Genomic DNA, 20,073 nt, shown 5'->3' with positions numbered 1-20,073 from the left:
AATGTCAGTCACCCGCCGTGAACTGCTCAAGATGGCCGGCGCAGCCGGCGTCATGGGCATGGCCCCCGCCATCGTGCGCGCGCAAAAGCTTGAAAAGTCCAAGGTCCAGATCGCAGTCGGCGGCAAGCCGTTGATCTACTACCTCCCGCTGACCATCGCGGAAGCGCGCGGCTACTTCAAGGACGAAGGGCTGGACGTCAGCATCGCCGACTTCGCCGGCGGCTCCAAGGCCTTGCAGGCCGTGGTGGGCGGCAGCGCCGATGTGGTGTCGGGCGCCTTCGAGCACACGCTGTCCATGCACTCCAAGGGCCAGGCCTATCGCGCGTTCGTGCTGCAGGGCCGCGCGCCGATGATCGGCGTGGGCGTCTCCAAGAAGAACCTGCCCAACTACAAGGGCCCGGCTGACCTGAAGGGCAAGAAGATCGGCGTGACCGCGCCGGGTTCCTCCACCAACATGGTGGTCAGCTTTTTCCTTGCCAAGCATGGCCTGAAGGCGTCCGACGTCTCCTTCATCGGCGTGGGCGCGGGCGCCGGTGCGGTCACCGCCGTGCGCAGCGGCCAGATCGACGCCATCTCCAATACCGACCCGGTCGTTTCCATGCTGGAAATGCCCGGTGAAATCCAGATCATCGTCGACACGCGCACGCTCAAGGACACGCAGGACATCTTCGGCGGCAACATGCCGGCCGGCTGCCTGTATGCGCCGCAGGCCTTCATCGACGCCAATCCCAACACCGCCCAGGCGCTGACCAACGCCATCGTCCGCGCCGACAAGTGGATCCAGAAGGCCGGCCCCGAGGAAATCGCCAAGGTCGTGCCGGAAGCCTATCTGCTGGGCGATCCTGCCGTGTACAAGGCCGCGCTCGCCAAGAGCATGGAGGGCCTGTCGCCCGACGGCATCATTCCTGAAGACGGCGCCGCCACCGCGCTCAAGGCGCTGGCCGCCTACCAGGCCGATTTCGACGCGTCCAAGGTCGACCCGTCGAAAGTGTGGACCAACGATTTCGCGCGCCGCGCCAACGAGAAGTACGCAAATGGCTGAAGCCGCGCTGTCGCTGGAAAACATAAGTTGTACCTTTGTCTCGCGTGATGACCGTTCCCAGCGCTACACCGCCGTCAGCGACACGACCCTGGCCATCGCGCCAGGGGAGTTCGTGTCGGTGGTGGGGCCCACCGGTTGCGGCAAGTCCACCCTGCTCAACGTCAGCGCCGGCTTGTTGGCGCCGTCCTCGGGGCAGGTGAAGGTCTTTGGCAAGCCGCTGGACGGCATCAACGTCCGCGCGGGCTACATGTTCCAGGGCGAGGCGCTGCTGCCGTGGCGCAGCGCGCTGGACAACGTGATCGCCGGCCTGGAATTCGCCGGCGTGCCGCGCGCCGAAGCGCTCGACCAGGGCCGCGAATGGATGCGCCGCGTCGGCCTGGGCGGGTTCGAGGGCCGCTATCCGCACCAGATGTCCGGGGGCATGCGCAAGCGCGCCATGCTGGCGCAGACGCTGATCCGCGACCCCGACATCATTTTGATGGACGAACCGTTCTCCGCCCTGGACATCCAGACGCGCCAGCTCATGGAGAACGAAGTCCTGGAATTGTGGATGGCCAAGCGCAAGGCGGTGCTGTTCATCACCCACGACCTGGACGAAGCCATCGCCATGAGCGATCGCGTGATCGTGCTGTCGGCCGGCCCGGGCACCCATCCCATCGGAGAGTTCACGATCGACCTGCCGCGTCCGCGCGACGTGGCGGAAGTGCGCATCGACCCGCGCTTCGTCGAACTGCACGCCGCCATCTGGGGCGTGCTGCGCGAAGAAGTGCTCAAGGGCTATGCCCAACAGAAGCGAGCCTGACCCATGGCCAAACTGATCAAACCCGGTTCCGCCAGCCTGCGCTTCTGGCAGTTGCTGCTGCTCGTCGTCATCCTCGCCGTCTGGCATTTCGCATCGCGCGATCCCAAGGTGGCCTTCTTCTTCGGCGAACCGCTGAAGGTGTGGGGTCGCATCTGGGCCTGGTTCGTCACCAATGCCGATATCTACGGCCACCTGGCCGTGACCCTCAGCGAAACCGTGCTGGCGTTCTTCATCGGCACCGTCGCCGGCCTTGGGTTCGGACTGTGGCTGGGGCTGTCGCCGCGGGCCAGCGCAATCCTCGATCCCTACATCAAGGCAGCCAACTCGATGCCGCGCGTGATCCTGGCGCCCATCTTCGGCATGTGGTTCGGCCTGGGGATCTGGTCCAAGGTCGCGCTGGCCGTGACGCTGGTGTTCTTCATCGTGTTCTTCAACGTCTACCAGGGCGTGCGGGAAGTCAGTCCCACCTTGCTGGACAACGCCCGCATGCTGGGCGCGCGCCAGCGTCAATTGCTGCGCCATGTCTACCTGCCGTCGGCCACCAGCTGGGTGTTTTCCAGCCTGCACACGTCCGTGGGCCTGGCCTTCGTGGGCGCGGTGGTGGGCGAGTACCTGGGATCTGCCAGCGGCGTGGGCTATCTGATCCTGCAGGCCGAGGGCACTTTCGACGTGAACACCGTGTTCGCGGGCATCATCGTGCTGACGGCCTTTGCGCTGATCCTGGACACCATCGTCGGGGTGGGCGAAAAGCGCCTGATGAAGTGGCAGCCCAAGTCGGGCGAAACCGAAAAGCTGTAGGCAACTTGCAGCCGCGCCGCGGGCCTCAGGTCCGCAGCGCGCGCTGGCCGCGCAACCAGGCGGTCAGGCTGTCGAAGGCGTCGCGGGCGCCTTGCAGGGCATGCGCCTCTCGGCCCAGCGCACCGGCTTCGCTGTCCAGGTGCAGCAAAAACGACTTCCACAACGGTCCCACCTGCTCGCCATAGCCACGCAAGTAGCGCTGCGGCAGGTCGGGGGCCACCTCTTGAAGGCGCTTGGCCAGGAATCGGCCACCCAACTGCGAACCTTCCACCACGTAGGCAATGCCCAGCGCATACGCGTCGGGCGCGTGCGGCAGCGGAAGCTGCACGCAGCGCGTGATCGGCTCGGCATCGCCGGCCGCCGCCAGGTCTTCGTGCAGCCAGGCGCTTTTGCCGGCGCGCTCGGTCGCCCGCAGGTCGTCCGGCCAGTCCAGTTGCCAGAGCCGTTGTTCCATCGGTTCCAGCCAGCCCAGCAACGCTTTCAAATAGGTCAGATAGACGTCGCGGTCGACGTGATCGCCGGCCAGCGCCAGTCCCTGGTCCAGCGTTTCGTGACGTTCGCGCGTGCCTTCGCGCAGGACTTGGTGGACCGGGGAGATCATGCGCGTTCCCTTATGGAGTGTTGGTCGGCAGGTGCAGCGACCAGCAGCGATCCTGTCGTTCCAGGCGCCAGCCGGCGGCCGTGGCAAGAAGCTCGACCTCCTGCGGTTCGAAGGCCGGTCGTTGCGTCGAGGCGGCCGGGGCGCCATCGGGCAGGCGCGCGCGCCAGACGCCAGGTTCCGACATCTGCAATTCCAGTTGGCCTTCCGAAGGCAGCATGGGCAGCAGGCACAGCAGCCAGGCCACCACCAGGTAGCGGGCGGTGAATCTGGACAGTTCGACGTGCGCCACGTCGACAGGCCATTGGATGCCGTGCCGGGAAAGCAGCAGGTGGGAAAACATCAGCTTGCGGCATTCCTGCAGCAGATCGCCGCCCGGCGCCATGTCGCCACTGTCGTTCAGCCATCCGTCCAATTCGCGCACGACCCCGACGCTTTCTTCCAGCATGCCGGCAAGGTCGCCGGCCAGCCGTTCGCAGCGTTGCTGAAGGGCGTCGTCGCTGGCGCCTTCGGGCGCATGCCGCAGCATGGCCGTGGCAAGCGATGCGCTGGAGAGGGGACCGAGGACTTCGTGGCGCAGTACGGGAAAGATCTGGCTTAGCACCTTGAGCTGCACGCCTTTGACAGCCAGGAGCTCCAGGGTATCGGTTTGCATCATGAGGGAAACCGTTATTCGGCGCGACGCAGAAGCGCCAGCAGCGCATCGGGGTCGGCGGGCTTTTCAATCCATCCGGTGAACAGGCTGTCGGAGCTGTCGCGGCGTTCGTGGCGCGCCAGTCCGCTCAAGGCGTAGATGCGGGGCTTGCCGGGCAATTCGCGCAGGCGGCTGGCCAGTTCGTAGCCGTCCATGTCGGGCAGCAGGATGTCCAGCAGCACGGCATCCGGCGAAAAGGTCTTTGCCAGTTCCAGCGCTTCGGCTGCGGTGGCGGCGCACCGCGTCTCGAGGTTGGAAAGCGCCAGGAACTCGGCCAGCAGTTCCGATCCCATTTCGTTGTCGTCCACCAGCAGGACCCGCATGGCGCGCACTTCGTTCAAGTTCTATCTCCCAGGTTATGAAGGTTCTGTTTTGGGCATGGCGCACGGCAGCGTTACCGTGAAGATGACCAGCCCGTCCCGGCATTCGACCGCGATACTGCCGTCGTGGTCGCGCACGACCTTTTCGGCGATGTACAGGCCCAGCCCCAGGCCGTTGCGGTTGCGGGACTGGCCCACCGACTCCGGCTTGAAGGGCGAAAACAGGTGGGCGAGCAGGTCCTCGGCGATGGGATCGCCGTGGTTTGTCACGCTCAGGGTGATCACGTCGCCCGACAGCCCGGCCTTCACCAGGATGGGTTGCCGCGGCGCACCGTGTTGACGCGCATTGCTCATCAGGTTGGTGACCACCTGCGCGATGCGGTCGGTGTCCGCCATCAGGGTCAGGCCGTCGGGCACGTCCGGTTCGATGCGCAGGCCTGGATACGCCTGCCGCTTTTCCTCGATCAGGCTGTTCACCATCGCCGACAGGTCGCACAGGCGCTTTTCGATGCCCAGGCCCAGCCCGCCCTGCAGGCGCGACAGGTCCAACACCTGGGAAATCAGGCGCTGCATCCGGCCGCTGGAATAGCGGATGCGCTCGCCCATGCGCGCGCCCGTGTCGGTTCTGGACAGGAGTGTGGCGGCCATCGAGATGGATTGCAGGGGGTCGCGCAGATCGTGTCCCAGCATGGCCAGCAGCGCGGTGCGCGCGCGGTCCACGTCGGCGGCGCGGCTGGTGGCGATGTGCGACAGCTCGTCACGCAGGTTGTCGGCCGCCTCCAGTTCGGCTGGCAGCCACGGCGAGCAGATGCCTCGCACGACCTCGCGCCAGGCCTCGAAAGAGCCGCGCGGCGTCAGGCGTGCGCCCAGGCTTCCGACGGCGTACTGCTTTTCCGGTTTCCCGCCCCAGACGACGGTTTCGATCTGCTCTTTGCGCAGCCAGATCAGCCAGCCGTTGTTCATGGGGTCGAACTTGCACGCCAGCAAACCGGCGTAGGGAACCAGATCGGTTTGCAGGCCGGGATAGTCGCGAGCGATGTTGGTGGTGTGCACCAGGCGCTGGCCGCTTTGGTCCAGCGCGCAAAGAATGCCGGCCAGTTCGCCGCGCGGCGCAATGCCGCCGAACACGGTCACACTGTTGCCCCACAGGCAAAGTGCGGCGTCATTGGGAACCAGCGCCGCGGGCGTTTCTTCGCCGCGGGAAAGGGCCTGGTGCACGTTTTCCGAGGCCGACGCGCGGTCGGCCAGCAGGCTGACCAGCGCTGCGCTCTGGCGGGCTTGCTCGGCGCGAGCGCTGGTTTCGATGTTGGCCAGCGAGGCGGACACCACCTGCGCCATTGCCTCGCATGCCAGGCGGACGGGGTAGGGGACGGTCCGGGGCGTGTGGTGATGGCAGGCAATCATGCCCCACAGCCGTCCGCCGATCACCAGCGACAGGCTCATCGACGCGCGCACGCCCATGTTGGCCATGTATTCCAAATGGATGGGCGACACGCTGCGCAGCACGCAGAAGCTCATGTCCAGGGCGCGCGGATCCGGCGACGGGGCAGCCAGCACGCGGACAGGCTGGTACGTGGCGTCGGCGATCTGGCGCAAGGTGTTCACGGTATACAGCCGGCGGGCCTGCGCGGGAATGTCGCCCGCGGGGTAGCGGCGGCCGACCCAATCGTCCAGGTCGTCGCGGCGCTGTTCGGCCACGATTTCGCCGCTGTCGTCCGGGTGGAAACGGTAGGCCATCACCCGGTCAAACCCGGTGGCTCGCTGGACTTCGCGCACCATGTTGTCCAGCAGACCCTGGATGTCGCGCTGGCGGCGCACGCGTTCGATGCTGCGATAGATTCGGTCGGGCGAATAGACGTCCGGGCTGTCGGCGCGGCGCTCCAGTTCGACGACGGTGAGCCCGTCGGCGTTGCGGTGACCTATGACGTCGTGGATCTCGCCGTTCAGCGAGAGGGTCAGCGGGTCAAAAACAGGGTCAGCGTGGCCCAGCCAGTTGGAAAGGCACTGCGCAAGGCCGGGCGGCAGTATTCCCGGCGCGCAGGGTTGATCAAGCACCAGGCTCGCCCCCAGGGTCTGCGCCGCGTTTTCGCTGGCGTAGCGCAGGATTCCCTCTTGGTCGAACGCGAGCAATGCCCCCAGCGGCTGGATGGCGCTAGGGATATGGATCGGTTCACTGTCGCAGTTTGCGAGCGTGAATGGAGGGTAGGATTGGGGAGGCGCATTCATTCGTTTGAGGTGCCGTAGAAGCGCAAGTGTGCTGACATTATGTCAAAGATATTGTGAGAATGTGTGCATTTGCTGCCCCTTCACCTTTCAGGAGTTCGCATGGCCCGCTTGCCCTACGCTGATCTGACTCATCCCGAAGCACGGCCCTTGGTGGACCGCATCGTTGCCGAGCGCGGCAGCGTGCTGCACCTGTACCAGATGCTGCTGCACAGCCCCGCCGTGGCCAGCGGCTGGCTCAACTACCTGACATCGATCCGGCAGCTCAGCACGTTGCCGGGCGACCTCCGAGAACTGGTCATCATGCGCGTCGCCGCCATCAACGGCGCGCCCTACGAGGCCGACCAGCACGCGCCGATCGCCCTGAAAGAGGGCGTGTCGCAGGCGCAGCTTGACGCCCTGGACCGCTGGGAGGATTCAGATCTGTTCAGTGAGCGCGAGAGGGCGGTGCTGGCCTACACCGACGCCATGACCCGCCAGGTGCAGGTCCCGGACGCGGTTTTCCAGGCGGCCAGGACTGCGATGGGCTCGGAAAAGCTGGTCGTCGAACTGACGGCGACCGTGGCCGCGTACAACATGGTGTCGCGCTTCCTGGAAGCGCTGCAGGTGCATTCCCACGATCACCGCTAGCGGGTGCGCGCGGGTGATCGCCGCGCCCGCCAGCTTGGGCGCCGACCGCGGTCGGCGCCCCACCGCATCAGCCGCGCTGGGCGTCGATCAGGCCGTCCAGCTTGATGGCGTCGGCCACGAACAGACGGATGCCTTCCGACAGCTTCTCGCTGGCCATGGCGTCGTCGTTCAACAGCGTACGGAAAGTGACTTCGTCGGCGCCGATGCGGACGACGTCGCCCGAGGCATCGCCAGCGCGCAACTGCGCCGGGGCGTCGCCCTCGGTGGAGGCCAGCTTGTTCAGCAGGTCCGGGCTGATCGTCAGCAGATCGCAGCCGGACAGGGCCAGGATCTGCCCCACGTTGCGGAAGCTCGCCCCCATGATCTCGGTGGGGATGTCAAAGTGCTTGTAGTACCGATAGATATTGGTGACGGACTGCACGCCCGGATCCTGCGAGCCTGCGTTGTTGGCCTCGACCCAGGCGGCGCCACCCGATTTCTTGTACCAGTCGTAGATGCGCCCGACGAAGGGCGAAATCAGCTGCACGTGCGCATCCGCGCAGGCCACGGCTTGAGGCAGCGAAAACAGCAGGGTCAGGTTGCAGCGGATGCCTTCGGATTGCAGGGCGCGCGCGGCCTGGATGCCTTCCCAGGTGGAGGCGATCTTGATCAGCACGCGCTCGCGCGGGATGCCGGCGGATTCGTACAGGGCAATCAGGCCCCGGGCGCGTTCGATGGTGGCGCGGGTGTCGAAGGACAGGCGGGCATCGACTTCGGTCGACACGCGACCCGGAACGATATCCAGAATGGCGCGGCCGAAGGCGACCAGCAGCCGGTCCATGAGTTCGGCGGTGGAAGCGCCGCGATGCTCGCGGGCGGTCTTTTCCAGAAGGGGACGATAGGCGTCCTGCTGGACGGCCTTAAGAATAAGGGATGGGTTCGTGGTGGCGTCGGTGGGACGCAACGCCTTCATTGCTTCGAAGTCGCCGGTGTCGGCGACGACGGTGGTGTGGTCACGCAGGGCGTCAAGTTGGCTGGACATGGACGTATACGGCTCGCAGCGGGCTAGGGTTGAAGGTGCTGCTAGCGTATCACCGACGCCGTCGGGCCGCCGTCCCCCGCAAGGGCTAGGGGCAAATCGCACAATCCCTGCAACGGCGCGGAAAAACAGCCGGTAACACCGATTCCGGCCTTATTTGGCGCGGTTCGCCGGGAAAAACCTCCGGTCAAGGTATAATCCGAAGGTTTGATTATCGATTCTAAAACCGGGGTTTACTGTGCTGCCGCAACTCTTTCCCGAGGGGATCAACCGCTTCCCTCCTGCAATTCTGGCTCTGGCGGACGGTACCATTTTTCGAGGCGTGTCGATCGGTGCGCCTGGCCATACCGTTGCCGAAGTGGTGTTCAACACCGCGATGACCGGGTACCAGGAAATTCTCACCGATCCCAGCTATAACGGTCAGATCGTCACGCTGACCTATCCGCACATTGGCAACACTGGCGTCAACGTCGAAGACGTCGAAGCCAATCGCGTCTATGCCGCCGGCCTGGTGGTCCGCGACTGTCCCGCCCGCGTGTCGAACTTCCGTTCCACGCAGTCCTTGCCCGAATACCTGTCCGAACAAGGCATCGTCGCCATTTCCGGCATCGACACCCGCAAGCTCACGCGCATCCTGCGCGAAAAGGGAGCGCAGGGCGCATGCATCTTCGTGGGCACCGACGCCGAGCGCGCCGTTGAACTGGCCCGCGGCTTTCCCGGCATGGCCGGCCAGGATCTGGCCAAGGTGGTATCCATCAAGGAAAGCACCGGCTGGAACGAAGGCACCTGGCAACTCGGAGAAGGCTACTCGTCGCCCGAGCAGTCCAAGTTCCACGTGGTCGCGTACGACTACGGCGTGAAGAGCAACATCCTGCGCCTGCTGGCCGACCGCGGCTGCCGCATCACGCTGGTGCCGGCCCAGACCACCGCCGAAGACGTCTTCAAGCTCAATCCCGATGGCGTGTTCCTGTCCAACGGCCCCGGAGACCCCGAGCCCTGCGACTACGCCATCGAAGCCACGCGCGCCTTCCTGGACAAGAAGCTGCCCGTGTTCGGCATCTGCTTGGGTCACCAGATCCTGGGCCTGGCCGTTGGCGGCAAGACCGTCAAGATGAAAACGGGCCACCACGGCGCCAACCATCCCGTGCAGGACCTGCAGTCCAAGCGCGTGTTCATCACCAGCCAGAACCACGGTTTCGAGGTCGACGCGGCCAGCCTGCCTGCCAACACGCGCGTGACGCACGTCTCGCTGTTCGACGGCACGCTGCAAGGCTTCGAGCTCACCGACCGCCCGGCCTTCTGCTTCCAGGGCCACCCTGAAGCCAGCCCGGGTCCGCACGACATCCTCGAACTGTTCGACAAGTTCATCAGCCTGATGTCCGGCCAAAAGTAAAGATTGCATCATGCCCAAGCGTACAGACCTTAAAAGCATACTCATCATCGGCGCCGGCCCCATCATCATCGGGCAGGCCTGCGAATTCGACTATTCCGGCGCACAGGCGTGCAAGGCGCTCAAGGCCGAGGGCTATCGCACCATCCTGGTGAACAGCAACCCGGCCACGATCATGACGGACCCGGAAACGGCCGACGTCACCTACATCGAGCCCATCACCTGGCAAGCCGTCGAAAAGATCATCGAGCGTGAAAAGCCCGATGCGCTGCTGCCCACCATGGGCGGCCAGACCGCGCTGAACTGCGCGCTGGACCTGGCCCATCACGGCGTGCTGAAGAAGCACAACGTCGAACTCATCGGCGCCAACGAGCACGCCATCGAAAAGGCCGAAGACCGCCAGAAGTTCAAGCAGGCCATGACCGACATCGGCCTGGAATCGGCCAAGTCGGGCGTCGCCCACAGCATGGACGAAGCCTGGGAAGTGCAGCGCCGCATCGCGGCCGAAGTCGGCACCTCGGGCTTCCCCGCCGTGATCCGCCCCAGCTTCACCATGGGCGGTTCGGGCGGCGGCATCGCCTACAACGCCGAAGAATTCGAAACCATCTGCCGCCGCGGCCTGGAAGCTTCGCCCACCAGCGAACTCCTGATCGAAGAATCGCTGCTCGGCTGGAAGGAATTCGAAATGGAAGTGGTCCGCGACAAGGCGGACAACTGCATCATCGTCTGCTCCATCGAAAACCTGGACCCGATGGGCGTGCACACCGGCGATTCCATCACCGTGGCGCCGGCGCAAACGCTGACCGACAAGGAATACCAGATCATGCGTAACGCATCGATCGCGGTGTTGCGCGAGATCGGCGTGGATACGGGCGGCTCGAACGTGCAGTTCGCCGTCAATCCCAAGAACGGCCGCATGATCGTCATCGAGATGAACCCGCGCGTGTCGCGTTCGTCGGCGCTGGCGTCCAAGGCCACCGGCTTCCCCATCGCCAAGGTCGCCGCGCGCCTGGCCGTGGGCTACACGCTGGACGAGCTCAAGAACGAAATCACCGGCGGCGCCACGCCCGCCTCGTTCGAACCGTCGATCGACTACGTCGTCACCAAGGTGCCGCGTTTCGCCTTCGAAAAATTCCCCACCGCCGACGCGCGCCTGACCACCCAGATGAAGTCCGTGGGTGAAGTCATGGCCATCGGCCGCACCTTCCAGGAATCCTTCCAGAAGGCGCTGCGTGGTCTGGAGGTCGGCGTCGACGGCCTGAACCAGAAAACCACCGACCGCGAAAAGCTGCAGGTCGAACTGGGCGAGCCCGGTCCGGAACGCATCTGGTACGTGGGCGACGCCTTCGCGCAGGGCTTCTCGCTGGACGAAGTGCACAACATCACGCACATCGACCCCTGGTTCCTGTCGCAGATCAAGGAAATCGTCGACATCGAGTTGGCGCTTGAACAGAAGACCCTGGCCGACCTCGATTACGCCACGCTGTGGGAACTCAAGCGCCGCGGTTTCTCCGACCGTCGCCTGGCCTTCCTGCTGGACTCGTCGGAATCCGAAGTCCGCAAGCTGCGCCATCAGTTGAACGTGCGCCCGGTCTACAAGCGCGTCGACACCTGCGCCGCCGAATTCGCCACCCGCACCGCCTACATGTACTCCACGTACGAGGAAGAGTGCGAAGCCGCGCCCACCGATCGCAAGAAGATCGTGGTGCTGGGCGGTGGTCCGAACCGTATCGGCCAGGGCATCGAGTTCGACTACTGCTGCGTGCATGCGGCGCTGGCGCTGCGCGATGACGGGTACGAGACCATCATGGTCAACTGCAACCCGGAAACCGTGTCCACCGACTACGACACTTCCGACCGCCTGTACTTCGAGCCCCTGACGCTCGAAGACGTGCTGGAAATCGTCCACAAGGAAAACCCGGTCGGCATGATCGTCCAGTACGGCGGCCAGACGCCGCTGAAGCTGGCGCGTGCCCTGGAAGCCAACGGCGTGCCCATCATCGGCACCAGCCCCGAATCCATCGACGTCGCCGAAGACCGCGAGCGCTTCCAGAAGCTGCTCAACAAGCTCGGCCTGCGCCAACCGCCCAACCGCACGGCGCGCACCGAAGGCGAGGCCCTGGCCCACGCCACCGAAATCGGCTATCCCCTGGTCGTGCGTCCCAGCTACGTGCTGGGCGGCCGCGCCATGGAAATCGTGCACGAGCAACAAGACCTCGAACGCTACATGCGCGAGGCCGTGAAGGTCAGCAATGACTCGCCCGTGCTGCTGGACCGCTTCCTGAACAACGCCACCGAAGTGGACGTCGACTGCCTGGCCGACGGCGAAACCGTCTTCATCGGCGGCGTCATGGAACACATCGAGCAGGCCGGCGTGCACTCGGGCGACTCGGCGTGCAGCCTGCCGCCGTACTCGCTGTCGGCGGACGTCATCGCCGAGATCAAGCGCCAGACCACGATGATGGCCAAGGCCCTGAACGTCAGCGGCCTGATGAACGTGCAGTTCGCCATCCAGGGCGGCGACGTCTACGTGCTGGAAGTGAACCCGCGCGCATCGCGCACGGTGCCCTACGTGTCCAAGGCCACCGGCCTGCAGCTTGCCAAGATCGCCGCGCGCGCCATGGCCGGCCAGACCCTGGCCGCCCAGGGCGTCACCAAGGAAGTCGTGCCGCCGTATTTCTCGGTCAAGGAAGCCGTCTTCCCCTTCGTCAAGTTCCCCGGCGTGGACACCATCCTGGGACCGGAAATGAAGTCGACCGGCGAAGTGATGGGCGTGGGCATGAGCTTCGGCGAAGCCTTCGTGAAGTCGCAGCTTGCCGCCAGCGTGCGCCTGCCGGAATCCGGCACGGTGTTCATCAGCGTCAAGAACCAGGACAAGCCCCGCGCCGTCGAAGTGGCCCGCGGCCTGCACGCCCTGGGCTTCAAGCTGGTCGCCACCCGTGGCACTGCGGCTGAGATCGAAGCCGCCGGCATCCCGGTGCAACTGGTCAACAAGGTCACCGAAGGCCGTCCGCACATTGTCGACATGGTGAAGAACGGCGAGATCTCGCTGGTCATCAACACCGTCGAAGAGCGTCGCAACGCCATCGTGGACTCGCGCACCATCCGCACGCAGGCGCTGGCCAACCGCGTGACGTTCTTCACGACCATCGCCGGCGCTCGCGCCGCGGTCGAGGGCATGCAGTACCTGCGCCAGGGCCTCGGCCTGCAGGTGTACCCGCTGCAAGAGCTTCACGCGTCCCTGCAGCAGGGATAATCCGGTAGTCGACATTAGGGCACGCGAGAGCGTGCCCTAATTCTTTGCAACGCCATCACCGCTTCGGGCAATCATGGACAGAGTCTTCATAACCGGCGCCAGCAGCGGCCTGGGACGCGCCCTGGCGCAGCAATACGCGGCCGCGGGCGCCACGCTGGGCCTGCTGGGCCGCCGCGAGGATGCGCTGCGCGAACTTGCCGCCAGCCTGCCGGGATCCCACCGTTGCTACGCGGTCGACGTACGCGACCGCCAGGCCCTGCATGCGGCGGCGCACGACTTCATTGCGTTCTGCCAGGGGCGCGTGGACGTCGTCATCGCCAGCGCCGGCATCAGCGCGGGGACGTTGACGGACCACGGCGAAGACTTCGACATTTTCAAGGCCATCGTCGACACCAACCTGCTGGCGACCGTGTCCACCTTCGAGCCCTTCATCGAGCCGATGCGCGCGGCGGGTTCGGGGCGGCTCGTCGGCATCGCCAGCGTGGCCGGCGTGCGTGGCCTGCCCGGCGCTGGCGCCTACAGCGCCTCCAAGTCCGCGGTGGTCACCTATTGCGAGAGCCTCCGGCTCGAGCTCGCCGCGCAGGGCATCGGAGTCGTGACGATTGCGCCGGGCTACATCAAGACAGCCATGACCGCCCACAACCCTTATTCCATGCCCTTCCTGATGGAAGCGGACGCGTTCGCCAAGCGCGCGCATGCGGCCATCGGCCGCGGCACGAGCTATACGGTGATTCCGTGGCAGATGGGCGTGGTGGCCAAGCTGATGCGGCTGCTGCCCAACGCGGTCTATGACAGGCTGGCGCGCAACGCGCCCCGAAAGCCGCGCAAGACGGCCTGATCGCCTGCGCGATCAAGGCACCACGTCGTCGCCCACTTCAGCGGCGACGTGGCCCACGTCGCCCCAATCCAGCACCTGCCACTTGCGGCCCTGCACGCCGACGCGGTTGATGCTCACGTTCAGCAGCGCCGCATCGCGCGGGGCGTTCAGCGGCACGCCGGACGCATGGCGCCAGATGATGTCGAGCACCCCGCCGTGGGTGAACATCAGGATGCGCTCGCCTTCATGGCGGCTGGCGATGTCGTCAACGGTGGAGATGACGCGAGACTGGAACTGGCCCAGGGTCTCGCCGCCGTCCAGCGGGCGCAAAGGATCGCGGCTTTTCCAGGCGGCCGCGGCCTCGGGCGCCTGCACATCGATGCGTTCGTGATCCAGGCCTTCAAGCACGCCGAAGCCGCGTTCGCGAATGCCCGGTTCCACGCGCACGCGCAGTCCCAGTTGCTCGGACACGGGCAGGGCGGTGGCATGCGCGCGCTGCAGGTCGCTGCTGTAGATGGCGTGGATGGGCGTCTGGCGCGCTTCCTCGCGCATGCGGGCGGCCAGCAGGCTGGCCTGATTGACGCCGAATTCGTTCAGGGGAATGTCTTGCCAGCCTTGCAGGCGCCGCTGGCGGTTCCAGTCGGTTTCGCCGTGGCGGATGAACCAGATTTCAGTCATTACAGTCTTGATGCGGGGATTGAGCCTTATGCCTGGGCGGACGCGATGGGCGCGCGCGGTTTCCAGATGGCTTGAATGATCGAGCTTAACGCGACCAGCGCCGGCTCGCTAGCGCGTTCGTAGGGCAGGATGAAGCCCAGCATCGCGTCGACCCTCGCCTGGCCCCACACGATGAAGTCATTGGAAGCGGCGCCCGCCAGCGCGGTTTACTCGCGTAGCAGCGCACAACCGGCGCCCGCCCGCACCAGCGCATCCATATTGGCCTGATCGTCGTTCTGCATCACGATACGTGGCGACAGGCCGTGGCGTTCAAACATGTCGCGCAGCAAAAGATGCGTATGGCTGCCCGAGGGACCGTCCAGCCATGGCAGCTGCGCCACCTCGCGCCAGCCGCCGCGCTTGAGCACCGTCGCGTGCTCGCCGGGCATGGCAATGCGGTAGCGCACGCTGCGCAAGGGCAGCCACAGCACGCCGCGCGGCGCGTTGGCGGCGATCGTCAGCGCGGCCGGCAGGCGGCCCGTGCTGACCTGTTCGGCCAGCATGGCGGCCGGTTGTGTCTGCGTCTTCAGCTCGACCAGCGGCAGGCGTTGCGTGACGGCGGAAGCCAGTTCCCCCAGTCTCAGGAATTCGGGCTTTTCGCTGGGAACGCCCAATTCCACGACACCGTGCAAACTGCCCTGAAGCTGCTGGGCCTCGGACTTGAACTGCGCGCCCAGCACCAGCAGCGACTCCGCCGTGGGCAGCAGCACTTCACCTGCCTTCGCCAGCGCAAGGCGTCCGCCGCTGCGGTCGAACAGCGCCACGCCCAGGCTCTGTTCCAGCGCCTTGATCTGCGCCGTCACGGCGGGCTGCGTCAGCGACAAGGCTTCGGCCGCCTTCGTCAGGTTGCCCAGCCGGGCGACCGTGACGAAAGCGCGGATCTGGTAGATTTCCATGGCCGCGAGTGTAGGTCAGGCCGCCAGCAACCGCACCTGCGTCGGTTCCAGTCCCACCGACACCGGCGCGCCGGCCGGAAACGGCGACAGCCCGGCCAGGTGCGACTGGTCCGCCGTCAGCCGCTGTTCGCCCACCAGCACCTGGTAGCGCGTGAATTCGCCCAGAAATTCACTGCTTTCCACGACCCCGGGCAGCCAGACGTAGCGGGCGTCGCCCAGGCCGTCGGCCATTTCGATCTGCACCGTGTGCGGGCGGAAGCTGGCCGCCAGTCGGGATCCCGCGGGCGCCTCGCCGGACAGCGGCAATTGCAGGTCGCCGACGCCATCCACGGCCAGCGTCACACTGCTGCTGGTGCGTTCCCGCACGTTGCCTTCCAGTACGTTCATCGTGCCCACGAAGTTGGCCACGAAGCGGTTCACCGGGTAGTCGAACAACGTGCTGGGCGCGCCGATCTGCTGCACCACGCCGTGATCCAGCACCGCCATCCGGTCGGCGGTGGTCATTGCTTCCTCCTGGTCGTGCGTGACGAAAATCGTCGTGATGCCCAGGCGGCGCTGCAGGCTCAACAAGTCCTGGCGCATCTGCACACGCAACTTCTTGTCCAGGTTGGACAGCGGTTCGTCCAGAAGCAGAACCTGGGGCTCGATGACGATGGTGCGGGCCAGCGCCACGCGCTGCTGCTGGCCACCCGACAGCTGGTTGGGGCGCCGCTTGGCGTACTGCGACAGTCCTACCAGGTCCAGGGCCGCCTCCACCTTGGTCCGGATCTCGGCGCGGGGCAGCTTGCGCTCGACCAGCCCGAAGGCCACGTTGTCCCATACTGTCATGTGCGGCCACAGCGCGTAGTTCTGGAACACCATGCCGATGTTGCGGTTCCAGGGCGGCGTGCCGCTGATGTCCTTGCCGTCCACCAGCAGTTGGCCCGCGTTGTGCCGATTGAACCCGGCGATCAGGCGCAGTAGCGTGGACTTGCCCGACCCCGAGGGCCCAAGCAGCGCAAAGAACTCGCCGGGTTCGACGCTGATGCTGACGTCCTTGAGCACCTCGGTCTTGCCGTAGGAAAGCTGGATGTTGCGGCATTCGACGCTGACTTTCTTCATGCGGATTCCCCTTCATTGCGAGCCGGCTGCTGGCGCTTCGATGCGCGCTCCACCAGCAGGTGCGATACGTACGTGCCAATGCCCACGGCAACCACCGCCAGCACGCCGAGCGCCGCGCCCGGCCCGCGGCCAGCCGCGCTTTGCATATACAGATAGATGCCATAGCTCATGGGCGCCTGGCTGTCTTTCGTGACCAGCATGATGGTGGCGGACAGTTCCACGGCGGCCGTGACGAAGCTGGTCACGAAGCCGGCCAGCATGCCGCCCGCCATCAGCGGGACCACCACGCGGCGTATGGTCCGCATGCGCGTCGCGCCCAGCGATTGCGCCGCTTCCTCGAGCGATACGTGGATCTGCTGCAGCGCCGCGACGCACGAACGCAGCGCATAAGGCAGCCGGCGCACGGAATACGCAAGCATGATGATGATCCACGAAGAGGTCAGCAGCGTGCCGGTGCCCGGCAATTCCACGCCACGGAAGGTCCGCAGCAGGCCGATGGCCAGCACGATGCCCGGTATCGCCAGTGCGGCGGACGCCAGGAAGTCCAGCCATTGCCGCGCCGGCAGCCGGGTTCGCAGCATCAGGTAGGCGATCGCGGTGCCCAGGATCACGTCTATCCCAGCGGCCAGGCCGCAGTAGAGCAGGGTGTTCGCGATCATGCCCTGCGATTCCGAAAACACGGCGGCGTAGTGCGCCAGCGTGTATCCGTCAGGCAGCGGGGCGTAGCTCCATACGGTTGCCAGCGACAGCAGCAGCACGCCGATATGCGGAGACAGCACCAGCAGCAGCACGAGGATGATCCATCCGTAGGCCAGCGCGTTTTCAATCGGCCGCAGCTTGCGCTTCTGGATGGAGTTGCCGCCCTTTTGCAGGGTGGAATAGTCGCGCCCCTTCAGCACGCGCGCGGAAAGCCACAGCGCCAGGATCGAGAATCCGACCATGATCACGCTGATCACGTATCCCAGCGGATCCTCCAGCCCTACCTGCGTGATGCGCAGGTACGCTTGCGGGGCCAGCATGTTGGTCGTGCCCAGCACCAGCGGCGTGCCCAGGTCGTCGAAGACCTTCACGAACACCAGCGAAGCGCCGGCGACATAGCCGGGCAGCGCAAGCGGAAAGATCACGCGGCGGAACAGCCGGAACCCGCGCGAGCCCATGTTGAAGGCGGCTTCCTCCATGGCTCCGTCGATGTTGCGCAAGGCCACGACCAGGTTCAACAGGATGAACGGGAAGTAGTGGATGGCCTCCACGAAGATGACGCCGTTCAGGCCTTCCATGAAGGGGATCGTGAAGCCGAACCAGTCGTTGAGCAGCAGGTTGACGCTGCCCGAGCGGCCGAAGATCAGCTGCATGGCGACCGCGCCTACAAAGGGCGGCATGATCAGCGGCAGCACCCCCAGCGTCTGGATCAGGAGCGCCCCGCGGAAATCGAAGCGCACCGTGAAGTAAGCCAGTGGCACCGCGATCAGCGACGCCAGCAGGGCGGACCAGCCCGCCACATACAGGCTGTTGAAGAACGCTTCCCGCATCAGCGGCTGGTTGAAGAACGCCCCGAAATGGCCGGTGGTGAAGCTGCCGTCGGCATTGACGAACGCAGTGTGGAACACCGTGCCCACCGGCACCAACAGGAAGAGCAGCAGAAAACCCAGCACCAGCAGCGCCGCCACGACGGGGCCGGCGGGCAGGCGAAAATGGCCCGAATGATTCATCGAGATTCCCGAAATCGTTGCCAAGGAACAGCGGCGGGCCGCGGCGCACGGGATCAGGCCCGTGTGCCGCGGTCAGCGTGTGCAGCCGATCAGAGGGCGGCGGCCTGCCGCGCCAGCTTTACGGCTTCTTCATAGTTGGCGCGAGCGCGGCCGTTCCATTCGCCTTCCAGCTGCGTGATCTGCTGGTTGATGGCGGCGTCCTTCTTGTTGCCGGCGAATATGGCCAGGAACGCAGGGTCCGCCGCCTTCTTGCTGTCGACAAGCGGCCCCCATGCCAGCTTGCGGGCCTGTTCCAGCAGTTCCGCGGCCTGTCCGCTCTTGGCCTTGTCGCCAAGCTTGGCTTCGGCGTCGTAGATGGCCTTGGTTGCCGCCTGCAGTTCCTTCAGCCGGAACGTGACGGTCTGGTCGTACAGGGATTGCACGACGTAGTAGCGCGACTGCGACAGGTCCGCGTCGAAATGGACCTTGCTGCGCTTGGCGATCTCGGCCGGGTCGGGATAGCCCGGCGGGATCTTGCCGGCCAGCGCGGAGTAGGGCAGGACGGGCAGGCGGGAGATCTTCGGCTCCAGCAGCAGTTCCTGGCCCGTCTGGCTCAGCGTGAAGGCGATGAACTTCTTGCCTTCCTCGGTGTTCTTGGCGCCTTCGATCAGCGCGATGTTCGCCGGCACGATCGCCGTTTCAGACGGGTAGACGAATTCGACCGGGAACTTCGAATACTTGCTGGACAGCCCGAAGAAGTCGATCACCGGACCCGCGCCGAACTGGCCGTTGTTCACCCCGTCCGGCACGCCGAACGATCGCTCGGTGACCGCGCTGCTGTTGCCCGACATGCGCAGCAGCGTGCGCCAGCCGTCGTCCCAGCCTTCGCCCTGCAGGATGGTTTCCACCGTCAGGTGCATCGTGCCGGAGCGCGACGGCGACGTGATGCCCACGTGGCCGAACCACTTGGGCGACAGCAGGTCCTTCCATTCGACGGGCGCCGGGATCTTGTGCGCCGCGATGTAGCGGGTGTTGTAGATGATGCCGTATCCCGCCAGCGCCTGCCCCAGGTACATGCCGCCCGGATCATTGATGGGATAGCTGCCGATCTTGTCCGGCACGTCCTTGTTCGCCACGTCGGCCGACTTGGCCAGCAGCTTGTCGCGGCCCAGCACCTCGAACGCGTCGGGCGCGCTGGCCCAGAACACTTCGGGACGCTGGCCAGCCGGCGTTTCACGCACGAAGGCGATGCCCGACACGGTGTTCTTGTTCAAGATTTCCAGCGTGATGCCCGGGTTGGCTTTCTCGAACGCGGTCTTGTAGGCCTGGGTCAGGTCCTTGGGAAACGACGTGATCACCGTGACGGTGCCGGCCAGGGCCGGCGCCGCGCAGACGGCCAGCAGCGCCCCCGCAAGGGCAGTGCGCATTGCGTGCATGGTTTGTCTCCGTAGTTTTTGATTTGTCTGGAGACAGTACCGGGCGCCCTGCGGGGCGTCCAATCAGAAATTTTGATGCGCGCCATCAACCGGCGCGCCGTGCCGAAGGCGCTGGGGCGTCAGGCTTGGGCGGATACGCCGCCTTGCGCCGCGCGGGCCTGCTGCGCCAGGATCTGCGCGATCTGCCCCTGGATCTGCACGGCCTGGGCGTTCAGCGCCATCACCTGTTGCGCCTTCATTTCGGCCGACATGCCGCTGGCCTGGACTTTCGCGATCTGGTCCATGATGCGCTTGAGCTGCTTCTGCAACTCCTTGATCTGACGGGTGTACTCGTCCTCGTTGTCCGTTTCTTCGGTGGCCTGGGCGTTGGCCACTTTCATCCCGGCGGGATTATTGACGCGGACCTTGCCTTCCGCCGTCACGGACACGGCGTCCTGGCCCGCAGCGTTCTTTGCTTCCTTGTTGGCTTGGATCTTCTCGGCCCACAGGTCGGCAAGGCTGCCGATACGGGAGGTGCCGCTGATTGAATTGATCGCCATGATTGCTCCGGGTGCCTCAAGGATTTTCGGGTTTTTCCCTAATACGGCTGATGCGCCCCGAAACTTAAACATTGCTCCCTCTTGATGGCCCCCTTTACACTGGCGCCC

General features: G+C 65.4%; 17 protein-coding genes and 1 pseudogene. 7 read left to right on the top strand and 11 right to left on the bottom strand.

Annotated features, from left to right (window positions below):
• Window position 1 precedes the first annotated feature (1 nt).
• From RT614_RS05575 to RT614_RS05565, 3 genes are read left to right on the top strand one after another with little or no spacing between them, the layout of a single operon-like run.
• The gene (locus RT614_RS05575) at window positions 2–1,042 is read left to right on the top strand and encodes an ABC transporter substrate-binding protein (protein ID WP_313620864.1); all 1,041 of its coding nucleotides are present in this window, start codon (window positions 2–4) and stop codon (window positions 1,040–1,042) included.
• Complete coding sequence (locus RT614_RS05570; RefSeq protein WP_313620863.1) at window positions 1,035–1,844, top strand: ABC transporter ATP-binding protein; 810 nt, start codon at window positions 1,035–1,037, stop codon at window positions 1,842–1,844. The genes RT614_RS05575 and RT614_RS05570 overlap by 8 nt, the downstream gene beginning before the upstream one ends.
• Before the next feature lie 3 nt (window positions 1,845–1,847).
• A complete protein-coding gene (locus RT614_RS05565; protein ID WP_313620862.1) occupies window positions 1,848–2,642 on the top strand; it encodes an ABC transporter permease in 795 nt (264 codons plus the stop codon).
• Window positions 2,643–2,667: 25 nt separating this feature from the next.
• Here RT614_RS05565 and RT614_RS05560 read toward each other — a convergent pair whose 3' ends face one another.
• Genes RT614_RS05560 through RT614_RS05545 form a run of 4 tightly spaced genes read right to left on the bottom strand, consistent with a single transcriptional unit; the run spans window position 2,668 to window position 6,480 of the window.
• Window positions 2,668–3,243 carry a biliverdin-producing heme oxygenase gene (locus RT614_RS05560; protein WP_313620860.1) on the bottom strand — a complete coding sequence of 192 codons (576 nt, stop codon included), beginning with the start codon at window positions 3,241–3,243 and terminating at the stop codon, window positions 2,668–2,670.
• 10 nt (window positions 3,244–3,253) lie between these two features.
• Window positions 3,254–3,898: a hypothetical protein gene (locus tag RT614_RS05555; protein WP_313620859.1), complete on the bottom strand. Its 645-nt coding sequence runs from the start codon at window positions 3,896–3,898 to the stop codon at window positions 3,254–3,256.
• An 11-nt stretch (window positions 3,899–3,909) separates the two neighbouring features.
• Window positions 3,910–4,266 (bottom strand): response regulator, encoded by a 357-nt coding sequence (locus RT614_RS05550; protein WP_313621559.1) that lies wholly within the window; start codon window positions 4,264–4,266, stop codon window positions 3,910–3,912.
• A gap of 24 nt (window positions 4,267–4,290) precedes the next feature.
• Entirely contained in the window at window positions 4,291–6,480 is a 2,190-nt protein-coding gene (locus tag RT614_RS05545) for an ATP-binding protein (protein WP_313620858.1), read from the bottom strand.
• Window positions 6,481–6,579: 99 nt separating this feature from the next.
• Between RT614_RS05545 and RT614_RS05540 the strand changes: the two genes are divergently transcribed.
• On the top strand, window positions 6,580–7,107 hold the full coding sequence (locus tag RT614_RS05540) for a carboxymuconolactone decarboxylase family protein (protein ID WP_313620857.1): 528 nt from the start codon (window positions 6,580–6,582) through the stop codon (window positions 7,105–7,107).
• A 67-nt stretch (window positions 7,108–7,174) separates the two neighbouring features.
• On the opposite strand, the gene tal is transcribed toward RT614_RS05540, so the two are convergent.
• Window positions 7,175–8,128 carry a transaldolase gene (gene tal, locus RT614_RS05535; protein WP_313620855.1) on the bottom strand — a complete coding sequence of 318 codons (954 nt, stop codon included), beginning with the start codon at window positions 8,126–8,128 and terminating at the stop codon, window positions 7,175–7,177.
• Window positions 8,129–8,363: 235 nt separating this feature from the next.
• Here tal and carA point away from each other — a divergent pair, with 235 nt between their 5' ends.
• From carA to RT614_RS05520, 3 genes are all read left to right on the top strand, one after another.
• A complete protein-coding gene (gene carA, locus RT614_RS05530; RefSeq protein WP_313620853.1) occupies window positions 8,364–9,518 on the top strand; it encodes a glutamine-hydrolyzing carbamoyl-phosphate synthase small subunit in 1,155 nt (384 codons plus the stop codon).
• A gap of 10 nt (window positions 9,519–9,528) precedes the next feature.
• A complete protein-coding gene (gene carB, locus RT614_RS05525; protein ID WP_313620851.1) occupies window positions 9,529–12,771 on the top strand; it encodes a carbamoyl-phosphate synthase large subunit in 3,243 nt (1,080 codons plus the stop codon).
• A 73-nt stretch (window positions 12,772–12,844) separates the two neighbouring features.
• Window positions 12,845–13,609: an SDR family oxidoreductase gene (locus tag RT614_RS05520; protein WP_313620850.1), complete on the top strand. Its 765-nt coding sequence runs from the start codon at window positions 12,845–12,847 to the stop codon at window positions 13,607–13,609.
• Window positions 13,610–13,621: 12 nt separating this feature from the next.
• On the opposite strand, the gene RT614_RS05515 is transcribed toward RT614_RS05520, so the two are convergent.
• The 6 genes and pseudogenes from RT614_RS05515 to RT614_RS05490 all read right to left on the bottom strand — a co-directional run bounded on the left by RT614_RS05515 (window position 13,622) and on the right by RT614_RS05490 (window position 19,965).
• Entirely contained in the window at window positions 13,622–14,266 is a 645-nt protein-coding gene (locus tag RT614_RS05515) for a histidine phosphatase family protein (RefSeq protein ID WP_313620849.1), read from the bottom strand.
• Between the two features lie 26 nt (window positions 14,267–14,292).
• Window positions 14,293–15,201: pseudogene (locus tag RT614_RS05510) on the bottom strand (LysR family transcriptional regulator).
• 15 nt (window positions 15,202–15,216) lie between these two features.
• Window positions 15,217–16,302 carry an ABC transporter ATP-binding protein gene (locus RT614_RS05505; protein ID WP_313620847.1) on the bottom strand — a complete coding sequence of 362 codons (1,086 nt, stop codon included), beginning with the start codon at window positions 16,300–16,302 and terminating at the stop codon, window positions 15,217–15,219.
• On the bottom strand, window positions 16,299–18,011 hold the full coding sequence (locus RT614_RS05500) for an iron ABC transporter permease (RefSeq protein WP_313620845.1): 1,713 nt from the start codon (window positions 18,009–18,011) through the stop codon (window positions 16,299–16,301). The genes RT614_RS05505 and RT614_RS05500 overlap by 4 nt, the downstream gene beginning before the upstream one ends.
• 89 nt (window positions 18,012–18,100) lie before the next feature.
• The gene (locus RT614_RS05495; RefSeq protein WP_313620843.1) at window positions 18,101–19,426 is read right to left on the bottom strand and encodes an extracellular solute-binding protein; all 1,326 of its coding nucleotides are present in this window, start codon (window positions 19,424–19,426) and stop codon (window positions 18,101–18,103) included.
• A gap of 119 nt (window positions 19,427–19,545) precedes the next feature.
• Window positions 19,546–19,965 (bottom strand): FlxA-like family protein, encoded by a 420-nt coding sequence (locus RT614_RS05490; protein ID WP_313620841.1) that lies wholly within the window; start codon window positions 19,963–19,965, stop codon window positions 19,546–19,548.
• Between the last annotated feature and the right edge of the window lie 108 nt (window positions 19,966–20,073).

Source organism: Achromobacter sp. (assembly GCF_032102605.1).
In the GTDB taxonomy this organism is placed as follows: Bacteria; Pseudomonadota; Gammaproteobacteria; order Burkholderiales; family Burkholderiaceae_B; genus Achromobacter.
Note: the sequence above shows the minus strand (reverse complement) of the source record. Positions and strands in the feature narration are given on the sequence as shown.